This is a genomic window from Streptococcus mitis (genome assembly GCF_005844455.1).
GTDB lineage: Bacteria > Bacillota > Bacilli > Lactobacillales > Streptococcaceae > Streptococcus > Streptococcus mitis_BF.
On sequence record NZ_SPGF01000038.1, the window covers coordinates 1 to 21,359 of the forward strand.

Here is a 21,359-nt window from a genome sequence, read left to right on the forward strand (position 1 = left end):
GCCTGTTCATCTTGTTTGACGAACTCAACTTTTTGACCAATAATACTCTGAATACTCTTATTCAAGTGAGCTTTTATTTGTTTTATCATGGGAAATCCCTCCTTAACTATAAGTTTATCACATAAAAAAGAAACCCAAATACAGAATTGTATTTGAATTTCTTAACTTAATGACATTGGACTTGCGTCTAGCCCTTTCTAGGAGATTTATGAAAAAGAAAAGTTTTTAGGAGTCCTATTGCTAGGATGGTTATATTATAGCTGGACTAGCTTAAGACAGGCTTAAAGAAAACTTGCGGAAAACTTAAAATAAGCACCCTAACGTTTGGGGTGCTTATTGCTATTTTCGAAATTCTTAATGTCTAAAATGACGAACTCCTGTAAATACCATGGTAATACCATATTTGTCTGCCATGTCGATTGATTCTTGGTCACGGACTGAACCACCAGGTTGAATGATTGCTTTCACACCTGCGGCAGCAATTTCTTCAACGTTATCTGCAAATGGGAAGAAAGCGTCTGAAGCAAGGACAGCACCATCAAGGCGGTCTTTAGCTTGTTCGATGGCAATACGAACAGAAGCCACACGGTTGGTTTGACCTGGGCCAACACCAAGTGTCATGTGGTCGTTGGTGATGATGATGCCGTTCGATTTGACGTACTTGATAGCCTTCCAAGCGAACTCAAGAGCTGTCGCTTCTGTCTCGGTTGGCTGGCGTTTGGTCACCACTTGCCAGTCATCTGAGCTCTCTTTGACCACATCTTGGTTTTGCACGAGAAGTCCACCAACCACGCCTGTGTACTCCGCTTCCACTTCACTAGCCTCTTGAGCGTCAAATGGCAAGGCAAGGATGCGCAAGTTTTTCTTTTTGTTGGTCAAAATGGCTAGCGCTTCATCCGTATAGCTTGGTGCGATGATGATTTCGAGGAAAACACCATGCATCTTCTCAGCAGTCGCAGCGTCAACTTCACGGTTGAGGACGACAATCCCACCAAAGATAGACACTGGATCAGACTCATAAGCGTAGTCCCAAGCAGTCTCGATGTCATCAGCCTGACCGATTCCACATGGGTTCATGTGTTTGAGAGCCACAACGGTTGGACGGTCTTTGAAGTCACGAATGATACGGATAGCCGCATCTGCATCACGAATATTGTTGAAAGACAATTCTTTCCCGTTGAGCTGTTTTGCTGAAGCAATCGAGTAGTCAGTCGGCAAGGCTTTTTGGTAGAAGTCTGCTTCTTGTTGAGGATTCTCACCATAACGCATGGCTTGCTTGAGGTCATAGGTCAAGGTCAGTTTTTCAGGTTTTTCTTCACCTACTTGTGCTGTGAAATACTCTGCAATCAAAGCATCATAAGCTGCTGTGTGACGGAAAACCTTGGCTGCCAGACGTTGGCGAGTTTCATAAGTTGTTTCACCGTTTGCTGACAATTCGTCCAAAACCACAGCATAGTCAGCATGGTCTACCACAACTGTTACGCTAGCGTGGTTTTTCGCTGCTGAACGAAGCATAGAGGGCCCACCGATATCGATATTTTCCACCGCATCAGCGTACGTCACGTCTGGTTTGAGGATCGTTTCCTTGAATGGGTAAAGGTTGACTACAACAAGGTCAATCAATTCGATCTTATTGTCCTTAGCCGCTTGAAGGTGGCTATCCAAGTCACGACGAGCGAGGAGTCCACCGTGTATATTTGGATGAAGGGTCTTAACACGACCGTCCATCATCTCTGGAAAACCAGTCACATCATCAATCGCAATGGTATCTACCCCAGCATTATCAAGGGCAACCTTGGTTCCACCTGTCGAGATAATCTCCCAACCAAGTTTTTTAAGTTCTTGGGCAAACTCAACAATGCCCGCTTTGTCTGAGACGCTGATTAAGGCTTTTTTCGTCATTCTATTCCTCTTTCTTTAGGTTCAAGCGCATAGCGACTTCGTTATTTTCTTCTATAAATCCTGTTTCCTGAAAACCCAAACTAGTCAACAGGTGCTTCATTTTTTCATTTCCAACCACATAATCTGCAATAATATGATTGCAAGTGCTATCCATCTGAGCCTTTTTGATTAGAGCTTCCAAGGCTTTTCGTCCATAACCTCTTCCTTGGTACTGCTGACCAATCATTATCCGCCAGATAAAATATTCCGCCTCATCCTCGTCTATTTCCAGAAGGAGAAAACCAACTACAAGCCCATTCCAATAAATTGCCATTGGAAACACATCCCCATTCTCTCGGTAGAGCCATGCGTCAGCTAAAGAGCGTACATTTGGAGACACGAAACGTGCTCGTTCATCAGCTTCAGATATTTTCAAATCCAGCACTGCCTGATAACTGCTCTCATCTACTAATTTTATCTCAATCATTTTTTCTCCTAGCAATATTGCAAAATCAAAACTTGATTTACTTCTTATCTACTCTCCACTTCCAAACTATCCAACACTTCCGGATACAACTTGTACTCTGCCTCATGAATCCTAGCTTCAAAGCTGTCAATGGTATCATCAGCAAGCCGTGGCACACGTACTTGCTTGATAACCTTACCTGTATCCACACCAGAATCCACCCAGTGAATGGTCACGCCGCTCTCAGCAACGCCAGCATTCCAAGCATCCTCAATTCCATGAGCTCCTGGAAATTCTGGCAGGTAGGCTGGATGAATGTTGATGATTCGACCTTCATAAGCTGCCAATAAGGTGGGCCCAACGATTTTCATGTAGCCAGCGAGGCAAACCAAGTCAATCTGGTGTTCTTCCAAGAGTTCGACAAGGGCTACTTCGTAGTCTACCTTGTTCTCAAACTCCTTGAGTTCAAAAGCGTAGGATAGGACACCAAGCTTTTCTGCACGCTCTAGCACATAGGCATCACGATGGTCTGAAAAGACAAACTCCACTGGAAACTCTTCGGCAATCACCTGAAAATTTGAGCCATTACCAGAGGCAAAAACCGCTATTTTTTTCATTTGATGATGACACTTTCGTTTTCTTTCTTGACGATGCGACCAATTTCATAAACTGGTTCATCCAACAATTCTTTGACACGACCTACATTTTCAGGGCTAACTGCCAACATGAGTCCAACACCCATATTGAAGATTTCAAACATTTCTTCATGCTTGATTTCACCGTATTTTTCAAGGGCCTTAAAAATTGGTAAGACTGGGACTTTGTTTTCCTCAATCTCAGCAGCCAAGTCATCTGCAAACATACGAGGGACATTTTCGATAAAGCCACCACCTGTGATGTGGGCAATACCGTTGACCAACTCTTCCTTGATGAGTGGTAAGACAGCCTTGACATAGATACGAGTCGGCTCGAGAAGAACCTCCTTGAGTTTCTTGCCTTCCAATTCTGGTAAGACTTCCTCACCTGTGTAGTCGGCAAAAACACGACGCACGAGTGAGTAACCATTTGAGTGAATCCCACTTGACGCAAGTCCGAGAAGGACATCACCTTCAGCTACTTTTGAACCGTCTATGATTTGAGATTTTTCAGCCACACCGACTGCAAAACCAGCCAAGTCGTAGTCATCTTCGCCGTACATACCAGGCATTTCAGCTGTTTCCCCACCAATGAGGGCAGCGCCTGCCTGCACACAACCTTCTGCTACACCAGCAACCACTTGTTCTAGCTTGGCTGGTTCATTCTTACCAGTTGCGACGTAGTCAAGGAAATAGAGGGGCTCCGCACCTGCAGCAATGATATCGTTGACACACATGGCCACACAGTCCTGACCGATGGTATCGTGCTTGTCGTACTTGATAGCCAGCATGAGCTTGGTTCCAACACCGTCAGTCCCTGAAATCAAGACAGGTTCTTTAACCCCAGTCTTTGAAAGGTCAAACATGCCACCAAAGCCACCAAGAGCTCCCATGACACCTGCACGCTCCGTACGAGCCACGTGCTTTTTGATCCGCTCAACAACTTCATAACCCGCTTCAACATCCACACCAGATTGAGCGTACGCATTTTTATTTGCCATTTTATTTTTCCTTTTCTTTTTTTGGGAAAGACTGCGACGTATTTTTAGATAAACAATTATTTTATCTAAAAATACTAGTCAGGTCTCTAGCTTTGGTCCCATAGGAGAAAGCGTCTACTGACAAATGCTTTAGCTTTTAGTCAGTAGTGAGACGTGAAGCATAAGCATTTTTTGTCATTTATTCCTTTTCTTTTATGGAGAATCTCAGTAACTCACTTGTAAAAACTAGTCTTCTCTTCCAAACTTCGACGGTAGTCTTCTTCATAGTCGTAGAGAGGTGTTGGGTAGTCACCGTCAAAGTAAGCGACACAGAGACCACCATTTGGCGCATCCGTTTCAATCCCAATCGAATCAATCAATCCTTCAACAGAAAGATAGGTCAGACTATCTGCACCAATAATTTGGCGAGTCTCTTCGACCGTATGATTAGCCGCAATCAGCTCCTGACGAGTCTGGATATCAATCCCGTAGAAACATGGATAAGCTAGCGCTGGACTACCAATGGCAACGTGAACCTCAGTCGCACCTGCTTCTTTCAAAAGCTGAACGATACGACGAGAGGTTGTTCCACGTACAATAGAGTCATCAATCATAACCACACGCTTGCCTTTTACAACACCAGAAACAGCAGATAGTTTCATCCGCACCCCTTGCTCCCGCAATTCTTGAGTCGGTTGGATAAAGGTACGTTGGGTGTATTGGTTTTTGATCAGTCCCATTTCATTTGGCAGACCAGATTCTTCTGCAAATCCCATGGCTGCGCTGAGTGAGGAATTTGGCACACCGACCACAATATCTGCCTCATGCTTAAATTCACGCGCTAATTGAGCCCCCATACGTTTGCGAGCTGTATGGACGTTGACACCATGGATATTAGAGTCAGGGCGAGCAAAATAGACATACTCCATAGAGCAAATCGCCAACTGTGTATCATCTGTATAGCTATCATACTGGGTGCCTTTGTCATCAATAATCACAATCTCACCTGGCTTCAAATCACGAATCCACTCGGCACCAATGACTTCAAAAGCGCAAGTTTCAGAGGAAACAACCACCGCTCCGTTGGCCATTTTACCGATTGAAAGCGGACGGAAGCCATTAGGATCAAGGGCCGCAATCAACTTATCTTCAAACAACAAGATATAGGCAAAACCACCTTTAACTAGGCTGAGCGCCTCCTTGATTTTGCCCATCAAGCTAGGGTTGTGACTGCGACGAATGAGGTGAGCCAAGATTTCCGAGTCCGAAGTCGCGCTGAAAATCGCTCCTCTATCTTCCAATTCTTTCTTGAGAGAGGCTGCATTGGTCAGATTTCCATTATGAGCCAAGCCAAACTGCATATCATGAAAGCGGAAGAGGAAGGGCTGAATGTTATCTACAGAAGCTTCGCCAGCAGTCGCGTAACGCACATGCCCGATCGCACCAGTTCCTGTCAATTTATCCAAATTAGCTGAATTTCTGAAGACTTCTGATAGAAGACCCATATCGCGATGGCGCTTCAATTGTCCTTGATCATTGGAGAGAATTCCTGCCCCCTCCTGACCACGGTGCTGAAGACTGTGGAGCCCAAAATAGGTCAATTTTGCAGCATCTGGATGTCCCCAGATACCGAAAACACCACATTCTTCATTAAGAGATTTCACTTCGTATGTCATTTTTTATACCTTTTATTTCCCTGTGAAATAACGCACAGCCGACGCAAACAGGTGCTGGTCTTTATTTCCTGGGATGTTTTGGAAAAGACCGTCTTCATAACGTTCTGAATGCCCCATCTTTCCAATGATTTGACCATTCTTGCTGGTAATTCCCTCTATAGCATTTACAGAACCATTCGGATTGTACTTGGAGTCCATGCTTGGTTTACCGTCAAAGTCAACGTATTGGCTGAAAATTTGTCCATTGTCACGGAGTTCAGCGAATTCATCAGCCGTCACGACAAACTTCCCTTCACCGTGCGAAACAGGAATAGCGTGGATATCACCCACCTGCACGCCAGCCAACCATGGTGAGTTGGTATTGGCAATCCGAGTTTCCACCATCTTGGCCACGTGTTGGTTGGCATCATTGTAGAAGAGGGTTGGGCTAGTACTTTTGGCATCTTCAAAGTTTCCATATGGAAGAAGACCTGATTTGACCAAAGCCTGGAATCCATTACAGATACCGATAATCAAGCCACCACGGGCGATAAAGCTATCAATAGCTGCACGCACTTTTTCATTGAGCAGAATATTGACGATAAACTTGGCTGAACCATCCGGCTCATCAGCAGCTGAGAATCCACCTGCAAAGAAGAGAATGTTTGCCTTGCCAATATTGTCAACCATAGTTTCAACTGACTTGACAATGGCCTCTTCATTCAAGGTCACGAATGGCACCAAGTTGACCTCTGCACCTTCTTTTTCGAAGGCCTTAGCTGAGTCATACTCTGAGTTGGTTCCTGGGAAGACTGGGATGTAAACCACTGGTTTTTCAATAGTTTCATTGGCTTTGATGACTGCGTCAGAAACGACAGCTGGAACTTCTTCTAGTTCTTTAGATTGGGTAAATTCTGTTGGATAAACTTCTTCTAGTTTTCCTTGGAAGGCACTGTCAAGTTTCTGTCCATCTAGCTTCACACCGTTGACAACGAGTGTAAAGTCTGCGCTTGTTTGTCCAATCTTCTCCACTCCAGCAATTTCTTGAGGCGATGTAAAAACAAATCCACCCAATTGTGCTGTCAAAGCCATTTCAAGTTCAGGCAAGGTCACCTCTGCACCAATATGGTTCCCAAAGGTAGCAAGAGCCAAGCTTTCAACGACACCACCGTATTTGACAGCTGATGCAGATGTTACTTTGTGGCCAGCTTGGATTGCTTCAAATTGAGCAAAGTTAGACTTAATCAAATCAAAATCAATCTCTGCAGAGAGGGCTTGACCTGGGATGTAATAGATGTTTTCACCAGCAGTCTTGAACTCTGGAGAGAGTATCTTACGACTATCCGCTGTCGTCACCCCAAAAGCGACCAAGGTTGGTGGTACGGTCAATTCTTCAAAAGTACCAGACATGGAGTCCTTACCGCCAATAGATGGCAAACCAAGTTGAATTTGTGCTTCGATAGATCCTAGAAGCGCTGCTACTGGCTGACCAAAACGCTCAGCTTGCTTGTCCATGCGCTCAAAATACTCTTGGTAAGAGAAACGAGCCTTGGACCAGTTGGCACCAGCAGCTACTAGACGAGCAGTTGCTTCGATAACTGCATAAGCCGCACCGTGGTATGGAGACCATTCTGCCACATAAGGATTGAAACCTTGAGCCATGACTGACGCAGTATGGGTCACACCGTGCTGAACTGGCAATTTTTGCACAGAAGCTTCAGTTGGTGTGAGTTGGTAACGACCACCAAGTGGGTGATTGACCGTAGAGCGACCAACAGAGCAATCAAAGATAGTTTGCAAACCTTTTTGGCTGGCATGATTGAGATCAGACAAGACTGCAAGAGTATCCACTTCAAAGCTTTCTGCACTTGTTGTGCGTTCTTCTGGGAGTTTGACATCCTTGTCTACAACCTTGGCATCTACAACAACACGCACACCGTTTGTATCAAGGAAACGTCGTTCCAAGTCCACGATTGTCTCACCGTTCCAGTGCATGACCAAATTTGGTTTTTCAGTCACTGTCGCAACCACAACAGCATCAATATTTTCTTTGTTACATTCGGCAACGAAGGCATCCACATCTTCAGGACGAACCACGACTGCCATCCGTTCTTGTGATTCAGAGATAGCGATTTCTGTACCATTCAAGCCTTGGTATTTAAGAGGAACCTTGTTGAGGTCTATTTCAAGACCATCTGCCAATTCACCAATAGCCACACAGACACCACCTGCTCCAAAGTCGTTGGACTTCTTGATGAGACGAGTGACATCGCCATTACGGAAAAGGCGTTGAATCTTACGTTCTTCGATGGCATTTCCTTTTTGAACCTCAGCACCAGCAGTCTCTACAGACTCAACTGTTTGAACCTTAGAAGATCCCGTTGCACCACCGACACCATCACGTCCAGTCTTACCACCGAGCAAGATAATCACGTCCCCAGCTTTCGGTTTTTCACGAACAACATTTTCCTTAGGAGCCGCACCTACAACAGCACCAAGCTCCATGCGTTTAGCTACAAAGCCTGGGTGGAAGTACTCGCGAACATAGGTTGTCGCAAGTCCAATCTGGTTACCATATGAAGAATAACCATGAGCCGCTGTTTTAGAAATGACTTGTTGTGGCAATTTACCAGCACGAGTTTCTGAAATCGGTACTGTAATATCACCAGCACCCGAGATACGCATGGCTTGGTAAACGTAGGAACGGCCTGACAACGGGTCACGAATAGCACCACCGATACAGGTAGCCGCGCCACCAAATGGCTCAATCTCAGTTGGATGGTTATGAGTTTCATTTTTAAACATGAGGAGCCAAGGTTCTTTCACACCATTGACATCCACTTCGATTTCGACCGAGCAAGCATTAATTTCGTCTGACACTTCCATGTCGTCCAAACGTCCATTAGCACGCTCATAACGACCGAAAATAGTCGCCATATCCATCAAGGTTTGCGGTTTTTCCGTACGTCCCAACTCATCACGCACGGCAATATACTTGTCATATGTTGACTGCAATTGCTTTTGGAATTTAGAAGCTGAAAAGTCGATGTGTTTCAACTCTGTCTCAAAAGTCGTGTGACGGCAGTGGTCAGACCAGTAAGTATCCAAAACCTTGAGCTCGGTTTCCGTCGGCACGCGCCCTATTGACTTGAAGTAGTCTTGGATAAAGAGCAAATCATCCACTTCCATGGCCATCCCTTGCTCGGCCTTGTAGCGAGCAAAGTCTTCTGCCGTATAGCTTTCAAAGAAAGTCAATTTAGGAATGGTCTTGTCTGACTCTGAAAATTCCTGCTTGGCAATCCCAGTCGTGATGTCCTTGAAACGAGAATCAACTGGATTAAGCAGGTAGTTTTTGACCGCTTCTAACTCAGTCGCATCAATATCTTTATTAACCAAGTAAAGTTGGGCTGTATTGACTATTACATCACTCGAACTTCCCAGCAAAAGCAAAGCTTCCTGTGAAGAAGCCGCACGCTGATCAAATTGCCCAGGCAAGCTTTCAATAGCAAAGAAAGCATAGTTAGCCAGATCCGCCTGCACAGCAGCTTCGTCCAAAACATGGTCTGTCACCTGCTCAGAGAAAATGTGTTTCTCTGCAGGTGCAAACAAGTCCTCAGCCAAATCAAATACATCATACACTTGCACAATACGAATACTTTTCAAGCTTGAAAGTCCCAAGTTGTGCTGGAGTTCTCTTACCAAACTCTCTGACTTAACTTGAAAATCGGCCTTTTTTTCAACAAAAATACGTTTATCCATCAATTCTTATTCCTTTATCTCAGCTCTTGCAATTTTTCCAAACAACCTCTAGGTTGTTATTTTAGTTCTTGCAACTTTTCCCAGACAACTTCGTAAACATCAGTTAGTTCTCCCAATCCCCTACGAAAAACATCCTTGTCCATGTGGTTGCCATCTGCATCCCACAAACGGCAGTTATCTGGTGAAAATTCGTCTGCCAAGATAATCTTGTCATCCTTGTCAAAACCGAACTCTAGCTTAAAGTCAATCAACTTAAGCCCAATCTCAGCAAACCAAGCCTTCAAAAGTTTATTGATACGACGCGTTTCTTCCTTCAAGTAGGTAATCTGCTGGTCATCCGCAATCTGTAGGAATTTCACATGCTCGTCATTGATAAATGGATCATCCAAGTCATCATTTTTATAGTAAAATTCGACAATCGGAGTCTCAAAGGCGATACCTTCATCTACGCCAAAACGTTTTGAAAAGGAACCAGCCGTATAGTTGCGAAGCACAACTTCCAAAGGAATAATCTCAACCTTTTTATTGAGCTGTTCCGTGTCCGAAAGTTTCTCCACAAAGTGAGTCGCTACACCAGCCGCATTTAATTTCTCAAAAATAAAAGATGAAATCTGATTATTCAACACTCCCTTACCTGCAATCTGCTCCTTCTTGACACCGTTAAAAGCAGTCGCCTGGTCCTTGTAAGTCGAAATAATAAGATTTTCATCCTCTGTTGTATAGATATCTTTAGCTTTTCCCGAATAGATTAATTGTTTTGACATTTTAAAGTTCGCCTTTCGTATTACTTGAGCACATTCTACCACAAAAAAACCAAAATTACAAGAATTTAACCGAATAAACAGAATAATCATCTCGAAAATCGTAAAGAAAAAAACTGCAAGAAGTATCTTTCTCACAGTTTTAAAATCATGTAACTCTAAAAACACGAACATTACTCTTTGTTCAAAAATTGATCCAAATAATAACGTAGATAACTTTTCTTGCCCGTAATCATCTGCAGGCGACCTTCCACCCCGTACCGAAGTTTTTCAGCCTGCTCCGAAGTTAGATTAGTCTCCGCCTCGATTTTAAAGAAATTCCCTTTTTCAGTCTTGGTAGCTGTCGCATCAATACTTGTAATAGTAGAATCTAGGAAAATTTGATTCTTGGTATCATGAGTCGTAGTATAACGAACAGAGTCCCCAATCTTGACTCTTGCTACATCTTTTGAACTAAGATAAGCTGTAAGTTTGGCTTTCTCTTCTTTTTCCAAGGACGGATAGAGTTGGGCTAGTAAGGCACCTTCTGCTACCATGGTCGAATCACTAGTCTCAGGATTAAGATGAAGCACCCCATCCTCACTTGCCGTAATTTTCCCCTTGTCTAGAAGACTTCCCTGTACCTTCTTGCCTGACTCCACCTCCAAGATTTTCTGATCTAAAAGGGTCAATTCCTGACCAACCTTAGCCAAGTGTTGTGATTTAAGAGATTCCAATTGACTGCTTAAACCAGACGCATAGGCTTGCTGGGTACCTGAACCTGCATACTGGACACGATAAGTAGCAAGACTGGATTCTAACTGAGAAAGCTGTGCTTCAACCTGCGCAACAGCCTGAGCCTTAGCTTGCGGATTTTCCTCCCCCTGAGACTTGTAAGACTGGTAGAGAGAGTAGGCTAGATTCTGACTGGCCAAGGAAGCACCTGTTTCCATAGCTGACTTAGCTGTCTGGTAATCGCGAATTTTAGCCTCTGTTTGACTGATGAGATTGCCGATTTCAGTTTGGGTTTGACTAGCTGCTGCATTCTGGGACGCGATGGTCTCATTTTGTTGCGATGTACTAGCCCTAAGACTGCCTGCTTGACTGATGTAGTCGCGAAAGGTCGCTTGGTAGCCAAACTTATCCTCCTCTGGAAAGTAGTTCTCCCCTTCTTGCAGGCTCTTTTGCAAATACTCCAATTGCTTTTTTTGATCCTTGAGCATGTCCAACTGACTGGCATAAGCCTCCGCTTGAACACCTTCTGCCCCTTCCTGATATTGAAGCAGAAGATCCCCCTTCTTAACCAGCTTATTTTCTTCCAAATGATTAACAAGAATGCGATTGTTGCTAGTTGACTGGATATTTGCAAGGATTCGACTAGGCTCAACAGTAGCTCTAGTAGACAAACTCATCTCCTTCTCTGCCAAAGTTGCAAATCCAAGCAAAAACACGAGCAGAAGGGACATGGGGACAATCACCCGACTGGAAAAATTCTGGTAACGACGATTATAAAACTCCGCACTTTCTAAAAATTCTGGTTTCATCCTCTCCTCTTTCTAGCTATTCACCAAATGGGCATAAAAGCCACCCTGTGCAAGCAAATCAGCATGCTTTCCTTCTTCGACAATCTTGCCCTGATCCAAGACAACAACCTTCTCTGTCCGCTCAGCAATGGTCAAACGGTGAGCAATGAAAATCAAGGTCTTGTCCAAAGCCATCAGATTATCAACAATTCGCTTCTCTGTCAAAATATCCAAACTGCTGGTCGCCTCATCCAATATCAAGACAGGCGCATCTGTCAAGAGAGCACGCGCCAAAGCGATTCTCTGACGTTGTCCACCTGAAATCCCTGCCCCATCCGAAGTCAATTCTGTCTGGTAATTCAGGGGCATCCGCTCGATATCCTCCCGAATCTCGGCCAACTCGACCGCCCGTAAGATATCTTCCTGTGTCGTCCCCTCCTTGGCTCCCAAAAGAAGATTCTCCAAAATCGTTCCATTAAAGACATAGGGCTGTTGAGGCAGATAGTTGATGTACTGGCGCAAGGCCTTTTTATCAATCTGATTGAGATTGACACCACCCAGACTAATCTCTCCCTGACTTGGGTCGTAAAAATTAACCATCATCTTGGCCAAGGTCGTCTTACCTGACCCTGAAATCCCCACAAAAGCCACCTTAGAACCTTGGGGAATTGTCAAATTGATGTCTGACAAGACATCTCGACCATAGCCATACTTGTAATAAACCTGCTTGAAGGTCATTTCTCCCTTCATCAAACTCAAATCCTCAACCATTTTCTTCTCCTCAAACTCCGAAGCTACCAGATAAACCTCATTTAAACGATTATTGGCAACCTGCGCTGTCTGAAGTTTAGTTTGCAGGTTGATGATATTTTCCAAAGGATTTGTAAAATAAACAAGCAAGGTATTATAGGTAATCAACTGCCCCAAACTCATCTTTCCATCCATGACCAGAACAGCTCCCATCCAGAGAATGCCGACATTAAGTAAGAGATGGGCAACTTTTTTCAGAGCCTTTTGCTGACTCTCTGCCCGACTATAGGTAAAGGATTTTTTCAGATAATCCACAAATTCCTTGTCAATCTTTTGGTAACGCTGACTTTCACTGGTCAATGACTTGATAGTCTCAATACCGTTGATATCCTCGATGATAGAAGAAGACAGAACCGCATTGGCTTCCATGGTATCCCGATTCATCTTTTCAAACGGCTTCATAAAGGCAAAGATAATCACTGTGTAAATAGGAAGTGCCAATAAAGTCATGAAAAAGAGATTGGTATTTTGTGAAAATAAAACAAGAGAAATAATGACAACCGTTGACACATCTAGGAAAATCGAAAGAATGGTCGAAGCCAGCGCATCAATGATACTGTTAGCATCCGTAAAACGAGACACGATTTCCCCTGTCCGTCGAGTCGCAAAAAAGGACATAGGCAGGTGAAACACATGCTTGATGTAGGATAAAATCACATCAATCGACAGGCGTTGCCCCAAAACAAGTAAGAGATACTCCTGAGCGTAAGACAAGACCTGCTGAAGGATATAGACGATAACCAGCCCAATAGAAATAATCCCCAGCGTCGAACGCATCTGATCTGGCACATAGGTATCAATGATAGACTGCAGATAATAAGAACCCACAATGTTAATCAAGGTGACCAAGAGTGTTGCTAAAACGATATTGGCAATCAAGCCACGCTGTTTCACTAATATAGGGATAAAAGAAAGAAGGCCATTCTTTTGATCCTTATGAGGCTTGTAGTCTGGACTAGGGGCCATAAAAAGGGTCACTCCTGTCCATTCTTCCGCAAAACGCTCACGTGGCAGTTTTGTCAATTTCACCTCAGGATCTGGATCAGCAATATGAATGCTGTCCTTATCCTGCCCAGTCACCACATAGTAGTGGAGTAATTTCCCTTCCTTAAGCACATGGGCAACAAAAGGAAAAGTCAAATCTGGCAAGTCAAAGAGCGTCATATCCGCCTTAATAGCTCGCGTCTCAAAGCCAATCTCCTCTGCCACCTTGACCAAGCCCAAAGCCGTCGTCCCATCCATGGTCGTCTTAGCCAATTCTCGCAAGTGAGCCAAAGAATAGTAGCTACCATAGTAGCCAAAAACCATGGCTAATGAAGCTACACCGCAGTCCATCTGATCCACCTGCGGACGATAGTGACGTTTCCAAAATTTCATATTCATCTCCTTTTCCTAAACTCATCTGATAATAACTATCTTACCCCAATCCTCAAACAAAAACTGGACTTCCTCCCCAAATGCGCCTATCTCCCTCCCAACTGCACTTTTTGGATAAAAAATAGGCAGAACAAACGTCATGCCTAAAATATGATATGAAAGGAAAGTGATTTTTTACTGACACCCTAGGCAAGCTTGGAACAAATAAATCATTGATAGTATAGTGGATTGAATCTAGAATAGTACGCCGTGGTTGCTAAAATATTTCTATACATTAATTTGACTTTCCTAATCAATTTGTTCACATCTTATTTCAATATACTATAACATTTGTGACATCCTATTTATTACTTTAATTTCTAATGTCCCTGCTATTTCTAAGCCACCTCTGGTATGATTCATTCCTAGTCAGAATAGATAACACCGTTCTAAATTACGATTCATAGTTACTCCTTTTTTGATTCGTTACCACAAGACACCTATTCCCTATAGAGCGTCTACTGCTTTAAATCTATCTATTCTTTTTTTCTTTACTTCTGTATAAAAGAATGAAGACCATCATAAATAATGCAATCGTGGGTATATTAAAATTATCAAACCAAGTAGGTAAAGATACTTTATTTATGTCAGCTACTAATCTGATGATGATATAAGACATTGAACTAAGTAATACCATGATTTCAGGCAAAACTTTCAATACTGATTTAACGAATTTCATATTAAACTCCAATGTGATGCATTCTTAGATTATACTCTAGTCATTTTAGCGCAGACTAACAAGTCATTCTTAGCTGCTCACCCTACTCTCTTTTTACTGACCTTATATCCTAGATAATAGAGCCCAAATAAAACAGGGTAAATTTCTGGATAAAATAGGGTATTGATCGGATTTTTCAAAATCAAATACGTTGCGATGTAGATTATGAGCGATACGATAAAATAACCCTCAGCAAAACCTAATAAAAATGTTTTCATAATAGACTCCTAATTACCTGACAAGAATGGCGGAAAAACGCTACCATTCATATACACAAAATCCTTTTGATTCATGTTCTTCATTTATAGTTTTGATTATTTTTTGACAAATCTTTGCGAAAAATACCAAAATATGCTGAGAAAAACAAACCAACCAAAGTCCATTGCCAATCAAAGGATACTAATGAACCTGTACGAATCACATGAAGTGCGACATTAAGAGTTATTCCCAACAAAGGACATATCGTGGCTAGTTTAGGTAACAATGTATTGAGATTAAGGTTGCGACTGCTCATTATCTAACGCCCACGACGAGCAAAATCTGAACCAAATTTGTAACCAGCATTAAAAATTTGTACAGCAGCATTCAGTACTCCTGCAATCCCAACTGCTTCCGCAAGACCAAAACCACCTTTTGTTCCCACTAATTCATCGTCAGATAATTGATAAAATTGTTCTAAGTTCATGTTCGTCATTACTCCTTTGTATTATATTTTATTGCTATGTAAATGATTAAAATGAGTATTGGATAAGTAAATACTTCTGAAATATCCATAAAATTTACACTATACTGTCCTGATAATATTTTATAGTCAATTAAAATTTGAACGATAGTAAAAATAATACGTAGCGATAACAATACCCCTAATAATATCACTTCTTTTTTTAAAAACATAGAAATGCCTCTCTGACTACAATCAGATTATGGTCTATTCGCATAATACCCCAAAGCTGCTCCTCCAGCAAAAAGCGCTGCTGCTCCACCTGCTACTGCTGCACCTATCTTCCAAATAGACACTCCAGCGACTACAAGAGGCAATGCTCCCCCATCCACATTCATCAACTCTTCTTCTGTAAGAGCTACAAAGTTCTGTTCCATTTTGTCAAAATTTGTCATCTTTTTTCTCCTTGTTCTATTTTTTCTAAATCTTATCTTCTAAAAAATGGGGTTCCAATAAATACACCGCGTAACAATAGACCTGTAATTAGACCTCGTTGATAACTTTCCTTGCTACCACCCGCCAGCAAAGCTAAGTCGCTTTCCTTTAATACTTCAATAGTATACTTATCGTTCATTTCATTCATCGCTTATCCTCCTAAAAACCTAAACCTCTACGAAATCCAATGTACCAATCTGCAAGGGTCTTCGTCCAATTTTCTCCACCTTGAATATCGGTCAATTCTTCCGAAGTTAGCTCAACAAATCCATAGTAATGTTCTTTCATTATTTTATTCCTTTCTTTTCTTCTTACTTATAGTAGATTGAAACTGGAGTAGTACACTACAGCTGCTAAAATATTTCTAGGAATTAATTTAACTTTCCTAATTAATTTGTTCACATCTTATTTCAATCTACTATATCTATTCGAAAACGAATTCAAAAATATAATATATAATATCAATTTTAATAAACTATATTAATAAAATGCATTGTAAACATTTCGACCAAATGCTCTACCAGCATTATAGATACCACTGAAAAATCTTCCCGTACTATCAATCACTTTATGAACATCTATGTTAATATTACCTCTCCATGAAACTCGACCGCCCTCTACTGTTGCTAAATCTTTTTCTGTGAGACTTGTAAATCTTTCTTCAATTTTTATCATATTCATTGTATTTATTCCTCTTTGTCTATAATTTTTTATTAAAATAAATAATTGTAAACCATTTCGCCAAACTTCTGTCCCGCCCAATAAACCGGTCCTAAAAGTAAGGTCCCTAAAGCATAAACCCCAACTACTCCAACTATGAAAATCAATACTTTTACAGGAATTGACTGCAAACTGTAAAAGTTCTCTACCCTAGTAATCCAACTTTCTATCATGCGTTCCATTAGCGCTCTTCCTTCCCTGTTAACGTCCACGACGCTTAGCATGTGCTCCTGAAGCACCATCTACCGCACCCAATAAAAACGTTCCTGCAATTGCGACTCCTCCAACTACTACCAGACCAACTAGCAAGCCTCCTTCTACATCAGCCATTTCCTCATGACTCATTACACGAAAACTATCTTCCATATTTTTAAATTTTTCCATCTTATTCTCCTTTTTTGATTCTTAACGATTGAAAAAGGTAGTTATTGTATTTCCTTTTTCATATATTCTGTTCATTGTTGTAGGTAAGCTTCACTCTCTAAATGTTATCTCAGAATCCAAATAATGCACGACGTAAAATGAACCCCACCATTAAACCATGTTGATAACTTGCCTTGCTACCACCCACCAGCAAAGCTAAGTCGCTTTCCTTTAATACCTCAATAGTATACTTATCATTCATTTCATTCATCGCTTATCCTCCTAAAAACCTAAACCTCTACGAAATCCAAGGCACCAATCTGCAAGGGTCTTTGTCCAATTTTCTCCACCTTGAATATCGGTCAATTCTTCCGAAGTTAGCTCAACAAATCCATAGTAATGTTCTTTCATTATTTTATTCCTTTCTTTTTTCCTCTCACTTATTTATTCGAAAAAAATTTCGAAAATGAACAACTAAATTAAATTTTATTTAAAAAACCACGGATACAAGATTGGTAGATACATGAAGCAAACTCCTTCCTTTTTCCTCTTACTTATCTATTTGAAAAAGAATTCAAAAAAATAAGAATATCAGAAAATTTTTCCGACATTCTTATTGATAAATTGATTCAAGTCTAACAGATATTAGACATTTAGGTGTTTTTTTAGTGTTCTTCTGGCTGTTCGTGATACGGGGAAGTGCAAGCCTTCTAACAGGGTCACTTCTGTCGCAGTCATCTCTTCAATGGCCTGTAAACTGACTAAAGTATTGCGATTAGCATAGACAAAGTAATCTTTTTCAGCCTTGGAAGCGATATCCTTGAGACTGCCGTAAATGGTCTTGATAGAGTGATTGGCATAATAGATCTTGATACGGTGGGATTCCACTGAGGTTTCAAAGGCTAAAATCTCATGGTAGGGCAGAGTAAAGCCCCGTCTTCCCTCAAAACTGTAGGTGAAGATACGCATATTTTCCCTCTTATCCACTGCCAGTACATAATCCAGACAGCGCTCCAGCTGATGACGGTAGCCCGCCTCTGGCTGATCCTTGGAAATAAAATCCAAGGCAGACAAGTGATAGCGAAAAGCTAGAGGCAAGGCCTCCGAGTGCGTGGACACAAAGACAATGCTTGTAAAAGGATCCCGCTCCCGAACCTGTTGAGCAACTTGAAAACCCCGTTCACGCTCTCCATCAATCTCTAAATCCAATAAATAAAGCTGGTAATGGTCAAAATACTGAGAATACTTTTCAACATCTCCATAGCTTTTGGCAATATTAATTTCCAATCTCAAATTGCGAGAGCGACCAATATCTAGTAAAGTCTGCTCTATCCGTCCTTGCTGGACTCTATCGTCTTCCAAAACTAAAATTCTCATTCCTCTTCCCCTCGTTTCTCATCCTTAAATGGCAATTCTAAATCTTGTCTAAAGGTCGTTTCTCCTAGCTGGGAATCTAAGTTTAAATCATAATGAAAAACCATATCCTCCAAGGTTGCTAAGCCCAGTCCACTGTGGTTGCCCTTGGTAGAGTAACCCTTTTGACTGAGAAGGCTGGGATTCAGTTCTTCTTTCTTACGAGTGTTTTCAATGATAAAACGGACACTCCTATCACCTGCCAATAAAGCAACCCGAATCTGCGGATTTTCAGCCTCATTCGCTGCTTTTAAAGCATTTGTCGTGAGGATAGAGAGGATACGAATAGCCTCCAACATCGGCAATGCCAGATCTTCTACAACCCCCACCGTCTCCAAACTAAAATGAATTCCCTGCTTATCTGCCACAATCATGGCTTTTGCCAAGGTATTGCGAATGGCTATATCATGGATATTGTGAAGATTAAAGGCTGTGTAATCTGCCTTCCTCAGCTTTTCATTGGTCTTTAGAAAAACATCTTGATAAATGGTAGACACCTCAGCCATGTCTTGATTCGCTATGGCAGGCTCCATGCTGGCGACAATCCCTGCAAAATCATGACGGAAACCTCGAACCTCATCATAGAGATGACCCAACTTATCCACCATTCCTTGCAAGGAACGATTTTCATCTTCCTGTCTCTGAATGGTTTGCTCATCACGATAAGCCTGCTCCAAATGCTTGATGTAAAATAGCCAAGAGAAAAAGAGAATGAAAATCAAGAGAGAAATGGTCGTATCAAATCGAACGTAGAAAGAACAATTTATATTTGTCATAAACGAAGAGAATATCCTAAATCCAGTCAGAGGTAGGATAATGAAAAAACTCTTATGATAGTGGGTTTTGAAAGTATCTGAAAAAAATAAATCCAAATCCAAAGACCAACGCTTCATCATAACTACTGTCAGTACAAGAGCTAGTAGAGAAAAAGTAGAATTAACAATACCATTTCCTACTTCTGATAGCATATCTATATCTAACATCCGAATATAGAACAATACCAATAAATAGCGAATACTCTGGTAAAAACTAAAAAGATAGAGTGAAAGAAATAACGATTCCCCCTTTTTCTTCCTATTCACATAGAAAATAAGGTAAAAAAAGATTAAAACTTCCAAATACATAATTTCAAAAAAAGTTTTACCAGCTATTACTTGCATCATTAATAAATAGACTATGTATCTCTTTTTACGAAATTCCGGTATAATTTGGTAACCTAGATAAATTGGAGGAACTATAATGGAAACCATCAGCAATAAAGCAAATAGAAGCTCCTTAATAAAAGTCAAAACCATACTATCCAATCACAGTTTTAGTTGGTGCTGGACTACAATACCGAGGTTGGCAAAGCCCAAACAAAGAACAAAAGAAATTCCCTCCACCATTCACTTCCTCCAAAACTTCTGGAGTTAACTCTTCAAATTGTTCTAATTCTACAAATGTATTTTTCATTTCCATGACAGACTCCTTTTCATTATTTTATAGATAACTCTATCCCCTGTTCCATCTACAAAAGGCTTTAGTTTTCTTTTGAAATACAAGAAATCTAAAGCCTCCTGAAAATGGTATATTGGTTAGAGTGTTAACAATTAGTTGTGAAGATATTATTTTTATTTAACCACAACCACTTTATAATATTCGTTTGAGTGTGGAGATTCAATTTTAATTTTTTCACCATATAAACCATCAATTTCTTTATCAAGATAATCTGAAACTCCTGATGGCAAGCGTTTCATCTTAAGAATTTCACCAGATTGATCCGCATAGGCTAGGAAGTGATAGTGGGTTGTAGCCATACCATCATCAATTAATACAAAGTAACCTGTTTTGAGCTTACCTTGCTCATTTTCTAAATAGTATAGTTTATTGTTATTGATTGTAAAGTTAGTAGCTCCAAGACGAAGTCGTGCACCTGGATTTTCTAGATAGACATCATTTCCAACTTTCTTAATCTCTGAATAGGTAGTCATTTCTGGTAAATTTGTTACTCGACGACCATCTGCCCCAAAGTAATACCTGTTTGGTAAGTTTTGGAAATTTTTCACGACAGCTTTAGGATTAATTTCCTGTCCTTGATTTTTATTATCTATTAAAGCCAACGTCGTATTGGAAACGTGATCCCCATATTTATTAGAAAACTTCTTAAATTCAGGTTTTATGTACCAAGCATTTTTTTCAACAATGACTCCATCTTTTCTATGAATAAGATGATAATCATACCCATCAGACAAAGTAACAATATTTGTGATAATTGTATCATCCGCTTGAGATTGTTCAACCTGACTTGGGAGTTTGGTTAACATATAGCCATCCTTACCAATGACATAACTTTCCCCATCACTGGCTGGAACAGCTCTGTCTGCAACCATTGCACCTGATTTTTCAAAGTAAGACCATTGACCATTTGCAGTCGCCCATCCTGTTGCCATAGCGCCACTACCTTTGAGGTAATACCATGTAGACCCTTCTTTGTACCAACCTGTACGCATGGCACCACTATTTGCTAGTGAGTACCATGTGTTGCCTTCCTTGTACCAGCCAGTGCGCATGGCGCCACTATCTGCGAGCGAATACCAAGTGTTTCCGTCTTTGAGCCAGCCTGTCTGCATTTTTCCAGAACCGTCGAAGTGGTACCAAGAACCAGCATTTTGCACCCATTTATTTTTAGCTAGGCTGCCATTTTGAGAAAGATTCCAGTCAGCACCATTTTTAACCCAAGTATCTGCAGCCTGTGCTTGGTTGATTGACAAAAGCAGACCAGCACCTGCAAGCAAACCAAAAGTGAGAAGTTTAGATTTTTTCATAGCCATTTCCTCCTTTATTGAATAGCTACAGGAGGGTTTCCCCTATTTATTTAGCTATATTTTAATAGACTTGTTCGGTAACTACATCATCTCGTGGTTGATGATGCCACAAATCAACTCAGCTCTTAATTCAAACCGTTTTCTACGATTACGATAGGGCTGTGCCATGATTTGAAAGGTTTTAAATTTGGCATTAAAGTGCTCAACTTCAATACGCATTTTAGCTATCTCGCGATTCAACTACTTATCCTCTTGGGTTAAGGGGTGATGTTTAGAACGCTTAGCAGGAATAAAGGTATTTTCGTGAAATTTCAAGATGC

25 protein-coding genes and 1 pseudogene are annotated in these 21,359 nt (G+C 41.3%); all 26 read right to left on the reverse strand.

Annotation, left to right across the window (positions count from 1 at the left end; genetic code table 11):
- Positions 1-354: 354 nt before the first annotated feature.
- Complete coding sequence (purH, locus tag FGQ53_RS07805) at positions 355-1,902, reverse strand: bifunctional phosphoribosylaminoimidazolecarboxamide formyltransferase/IMP cyclohydrolase (RefSeq protein ID WP_138337474.1); 1,548 nt, start codon at positions 1,900-1,902, stop codon at positions 355-357.
- Position 1,903: 1 nt separating this feature from the next.
- Positions 1,904-2,368 (reverse strand): GNAT family N-acetyltransferase, encoded by a 465-nt coding sequence (locus FGQ53_RS07810; protein ID WP_138337477.1) that lies wholly within the window; start codon positions 2,366-2,368, stop codon positions 1,904-1,906.
- Between the two features lie 44 nt (positions 2,369-2,412).
- On the reverse strand, positions 2,413-2,964 hold the full coding sequence (gene purN / locus FGQ53_RS07815; protein ID WP_138337480.1) for a phosphoribosylglycinamide formyltransferase: 552 nt from the start codon (positions 2,962-2,964) through the stop codon (positions 2,413-2,415).
- On the reverse strand, positions 2,961-3,983 hold the full coding sequence (gene purM / locus FGQ53_RS07820; protein ID WP_138337483.1) for a phosphoribosylformylglycinamidine cyclo-ligase: 1,023 nt from the start codon (positions 3,981-3,983) through the stop codon (positions 2,961-2,963). The genes purN and purM overlap by 4 nt, the downstream gene beginning before the upstream one ends.
- A gap of 212 nt (positions 3,984-4,195) precedes the next feature.
- Positions 4,196-5,638 carry an amidophosphoribosyltransferase gene (gene purF / locus FGQ53_RS07825; protein ID WP_138337486.1) on the reverse strand — a complete coding sequence of 481 codons (1,443 nt, stop codon included), beginning with the start codon at positions 5,636-5,638 and terminating at the stop codon, positions 4,196-4,198.
- 12 nt (positions 5,639-5,650) lie between these two features.
- Positions 5,651-9,376: a phosphoribosylformylglycinamidine synthase gene (locus FGQ53_RS07830; protein WP_138337489.1), complete on the reverse strand. Its 3,726-nt coding sequence runs from the start codon at positions 9,374-9,376 to the stop codon at positions 5,651-5,653.
- Between the two features lie 56 nt (positions 9,377-9,432).
- Complete coding sequence (purC, locus tag FGQ53_RS07835; protein ID WP_171019109.1) at positions 9,433-10,140, reverse strand: phosphoribosylaminoimidazolesuccinocarboxamide synthase; 708 nt, start codon at positions 10,138-10,140, stop codon at positions 9,433-9,435.
- A 170-nt stretch (positions 10,141-10,310) separates the two neighbouring features.
- Complete coding sequence (gene comB, locus FGQ53_RS07840) at positions 10,311-11,660, reverse strand: competence pheromone export protein ComB (protein WP_138337495.1); 1,350 nt, start codon at positions 11,658-11,660, stop codon at positions 10,311-10,313.
- A 12-nt stretch (positions 11,661-11,672) separates the two neighbouring features.
- A complete protein-coding gene (gene comA, locus FGQ53_RS07845; RefSeq protein WP_138337498.1) occupies positions 11,673-13,826 on the reverse strand; it encodes a peptide cleavage/export ABC transporter ComA in 2,154 nt (717 codons plus the stop codon).
- 795 nt (positions 13,827-14,621) lie between these two features.
- On the reverse strand, positions 14,622-14,801 hold the full coding sequence (locus FGQ53_RS07855) for a hypothetical protein (protein WP_138337500.1): 180 nt from the start codon (positions 14,799-14,801) through the stop codon (positions 14,622-14,624).
- Between the two features lie 80 nt (positions 14,802-14,881).
- The gene (locus FGQ53_RS12020; RefSeq protein ID WP_138337502.1) at positions 14,882-15,097 is read right to left on the reverse strand and encodes a bacteriocin immunity protein; all 216 of its coding nucleotides are present in this window, start codon (positions 15,095-15,097) and stop codon (positions 14,882-14,884) included.
- 3 nt (positions 15,098-15,100) lie between these two features.
- A complete protein-coding gene (locus FGQ53_RS07865; RefSeq protein WP_001047582.1) occupies positions 15,101-15,268 on the reverse strand; it encodes a class IIb bacteriocin, lactobin A/cerein 7B family in 168 nt (55 codons plus the stop codon).
- 8 nt (positions 15,269-15,276) lie between these two features.
- Positions 15,277-15,477, reverse strand: coding sequence for a hypothetical protein (locus tag FGQ53_RS07870; protein WP_023940558.1), 201 nt, complete (start codon positions 15,475-15,477; stop codon positions 15,277-15,279).
- Positions 15,478-15,504: 27 nt separating this feature from the next.
- A complete protein-coding gene (locus FGQ53_RS07875; RefSeq protein WP_000180824.1) occupies positions 15,505-15,699 on the reverse strand; it encodes a class IIb bacteriocin, lactobin A/cerein 7B family in 195 nt (64 codons plus the stop codon).
- Positions 15,700-15,731: 32 nt separating this feature from the next.
- A complete protein-coding gene (locus tag FGQ53_RS07880) occupies positions 15,732-15,887 on the reverse strand; it encodes a hypothetical protein (RefSeq protein WP_171019110.1) in 156 nt (51 codons plus the stop codon).
- 11 nt (positions 15,888-15,898) lie between these two features.
- Positions 15,899-16,027, reverse strand: coding sequence for a smi_0059.1 family bacteriocin-like peptide (locus FGQ53_RS07885; protein WP_000658220.1), 129 nt, complete (start codon positions 16,025-16,027; stop codon positions 15,899-15,901).
- Between the two features lie 192 nt (positions 16,028-16,219).
- Positions 16,220-16,420 carry an SPPN_00645 family bacteriocin-like peptide gene (locus tag FGQ53_RS07895; RefSeq protein ID WP_138337504.1) on the reverse strand — a complete coding sequence of 67 codons (201 nt, stop codon included), beginning with the start codon at positions 16,418-16,420 and terminating at the stop codon, positions 16,220-16,222.
- A gap of 32 nt (positions 16,421-16,452) precedes the next feature.
- A complete protein-coding gene (locus FGQ53_RS07900) occupies positions 16,453-16,641 on the reverse strand; it encodes a hypothetical protein (protein WP_138337507.1) in 189 nt (62 codons plus the stop codon).
- Positions 16,642-16,660: 19 nt separating this feature from the next.
- A complete protein-coding gene (locus FGQ53_RS07905; protein WP_138337510.1) occupies positions 16,661-16,843 on the reverse strand; it encodes a class IIb bacteriocin, lactobin A/cerein 7B family in 183 nt (60 codons plus the stop codon).
- A 109-nt stretch (positions 16,844-16,952) separates the two neighbouring features.
- Complete coding sequence (locus FGQ53_RS07910; RefSeq protein WP_171019111.1) at positions 16,953-17,093, reverse strand: hypothetical protein; 141 nt, start codon at positions 17,091-17,093, stop codon at positions 16,953-16,955.
- Positions 17,094-17,104: 11 nt separating this feature from the next.
- Entirely contained in the window at positions 17,105-17,233 is a 129-nt protein-coding gene (locus FGQ53_RS07915) for a smi_0059.1 family bacteriocin-like peptide (protein ID WP_138337513.1), read from the reverse strand.
- 234 nt (positions 17,234-17,467) lie between these two features.
- The gene (locus tag FGQ53_RS07920; RefSeq protein ID WP_138337516.1) at positions 17,468-18,199 is read right to left on the reverse strand and encodes a LytTR family transcriptional regulator DNA-binding domain-containing protein; all 732 of its coding nucleotides are present in this window, start codon (positions 18,197-18,199) and stop codon (positions 17,468-17,470) included.
- Positions 18,196-19,218, reverse strand: a complete 1,023-nt coding sequence (locus tag FGQ53_RS11770; RefSeq protein WP_249339645.1) for a GHKL domain-containing protein — start codon at positions 19,216-19,218, stop codon at positions 18,196-18,198. Before FGQ53_RS11770 ends, FGQ53_RS07920 begins: the two co-directional genes overlap by 4 nt.
- Before the next feature lie 313 nt (positions 19,219-19,531).
- Positions 19,532-19,693: a ComC/BlpC family leader-containing pheromone/bacteriocin gene (locus FGQ53_RS07930; protein ID WP_078836781.1), complete on the reverse strand. Its 162-nt coding sequence runs from the start codon at positions 19,691-19,693 to the stop codon at positions 19,532-19,534.
- 152 nt (positions 19,694-19,845) lie between these two features.
- Positions 19,846-21,039: an N-acetylmuramoyl-L-alanine amidase family protein gene (locus FGQ53_RS07935; RefSeq protein ID WP_138337522.1), complete on the reverse strand. Its 1,194-nt coding sequence runs from the start codon at positions 21,037-21,039 to the stop codon at positions 19,846-19,848.
- A gap of 81 nt (positions 21,040-21,120) precedes the next feature.
- Positions 21,121-21,359: pseudogene (locus FGQ53_RS07940) on the reverse strand (transposase family protein); the annotation flags it as partial.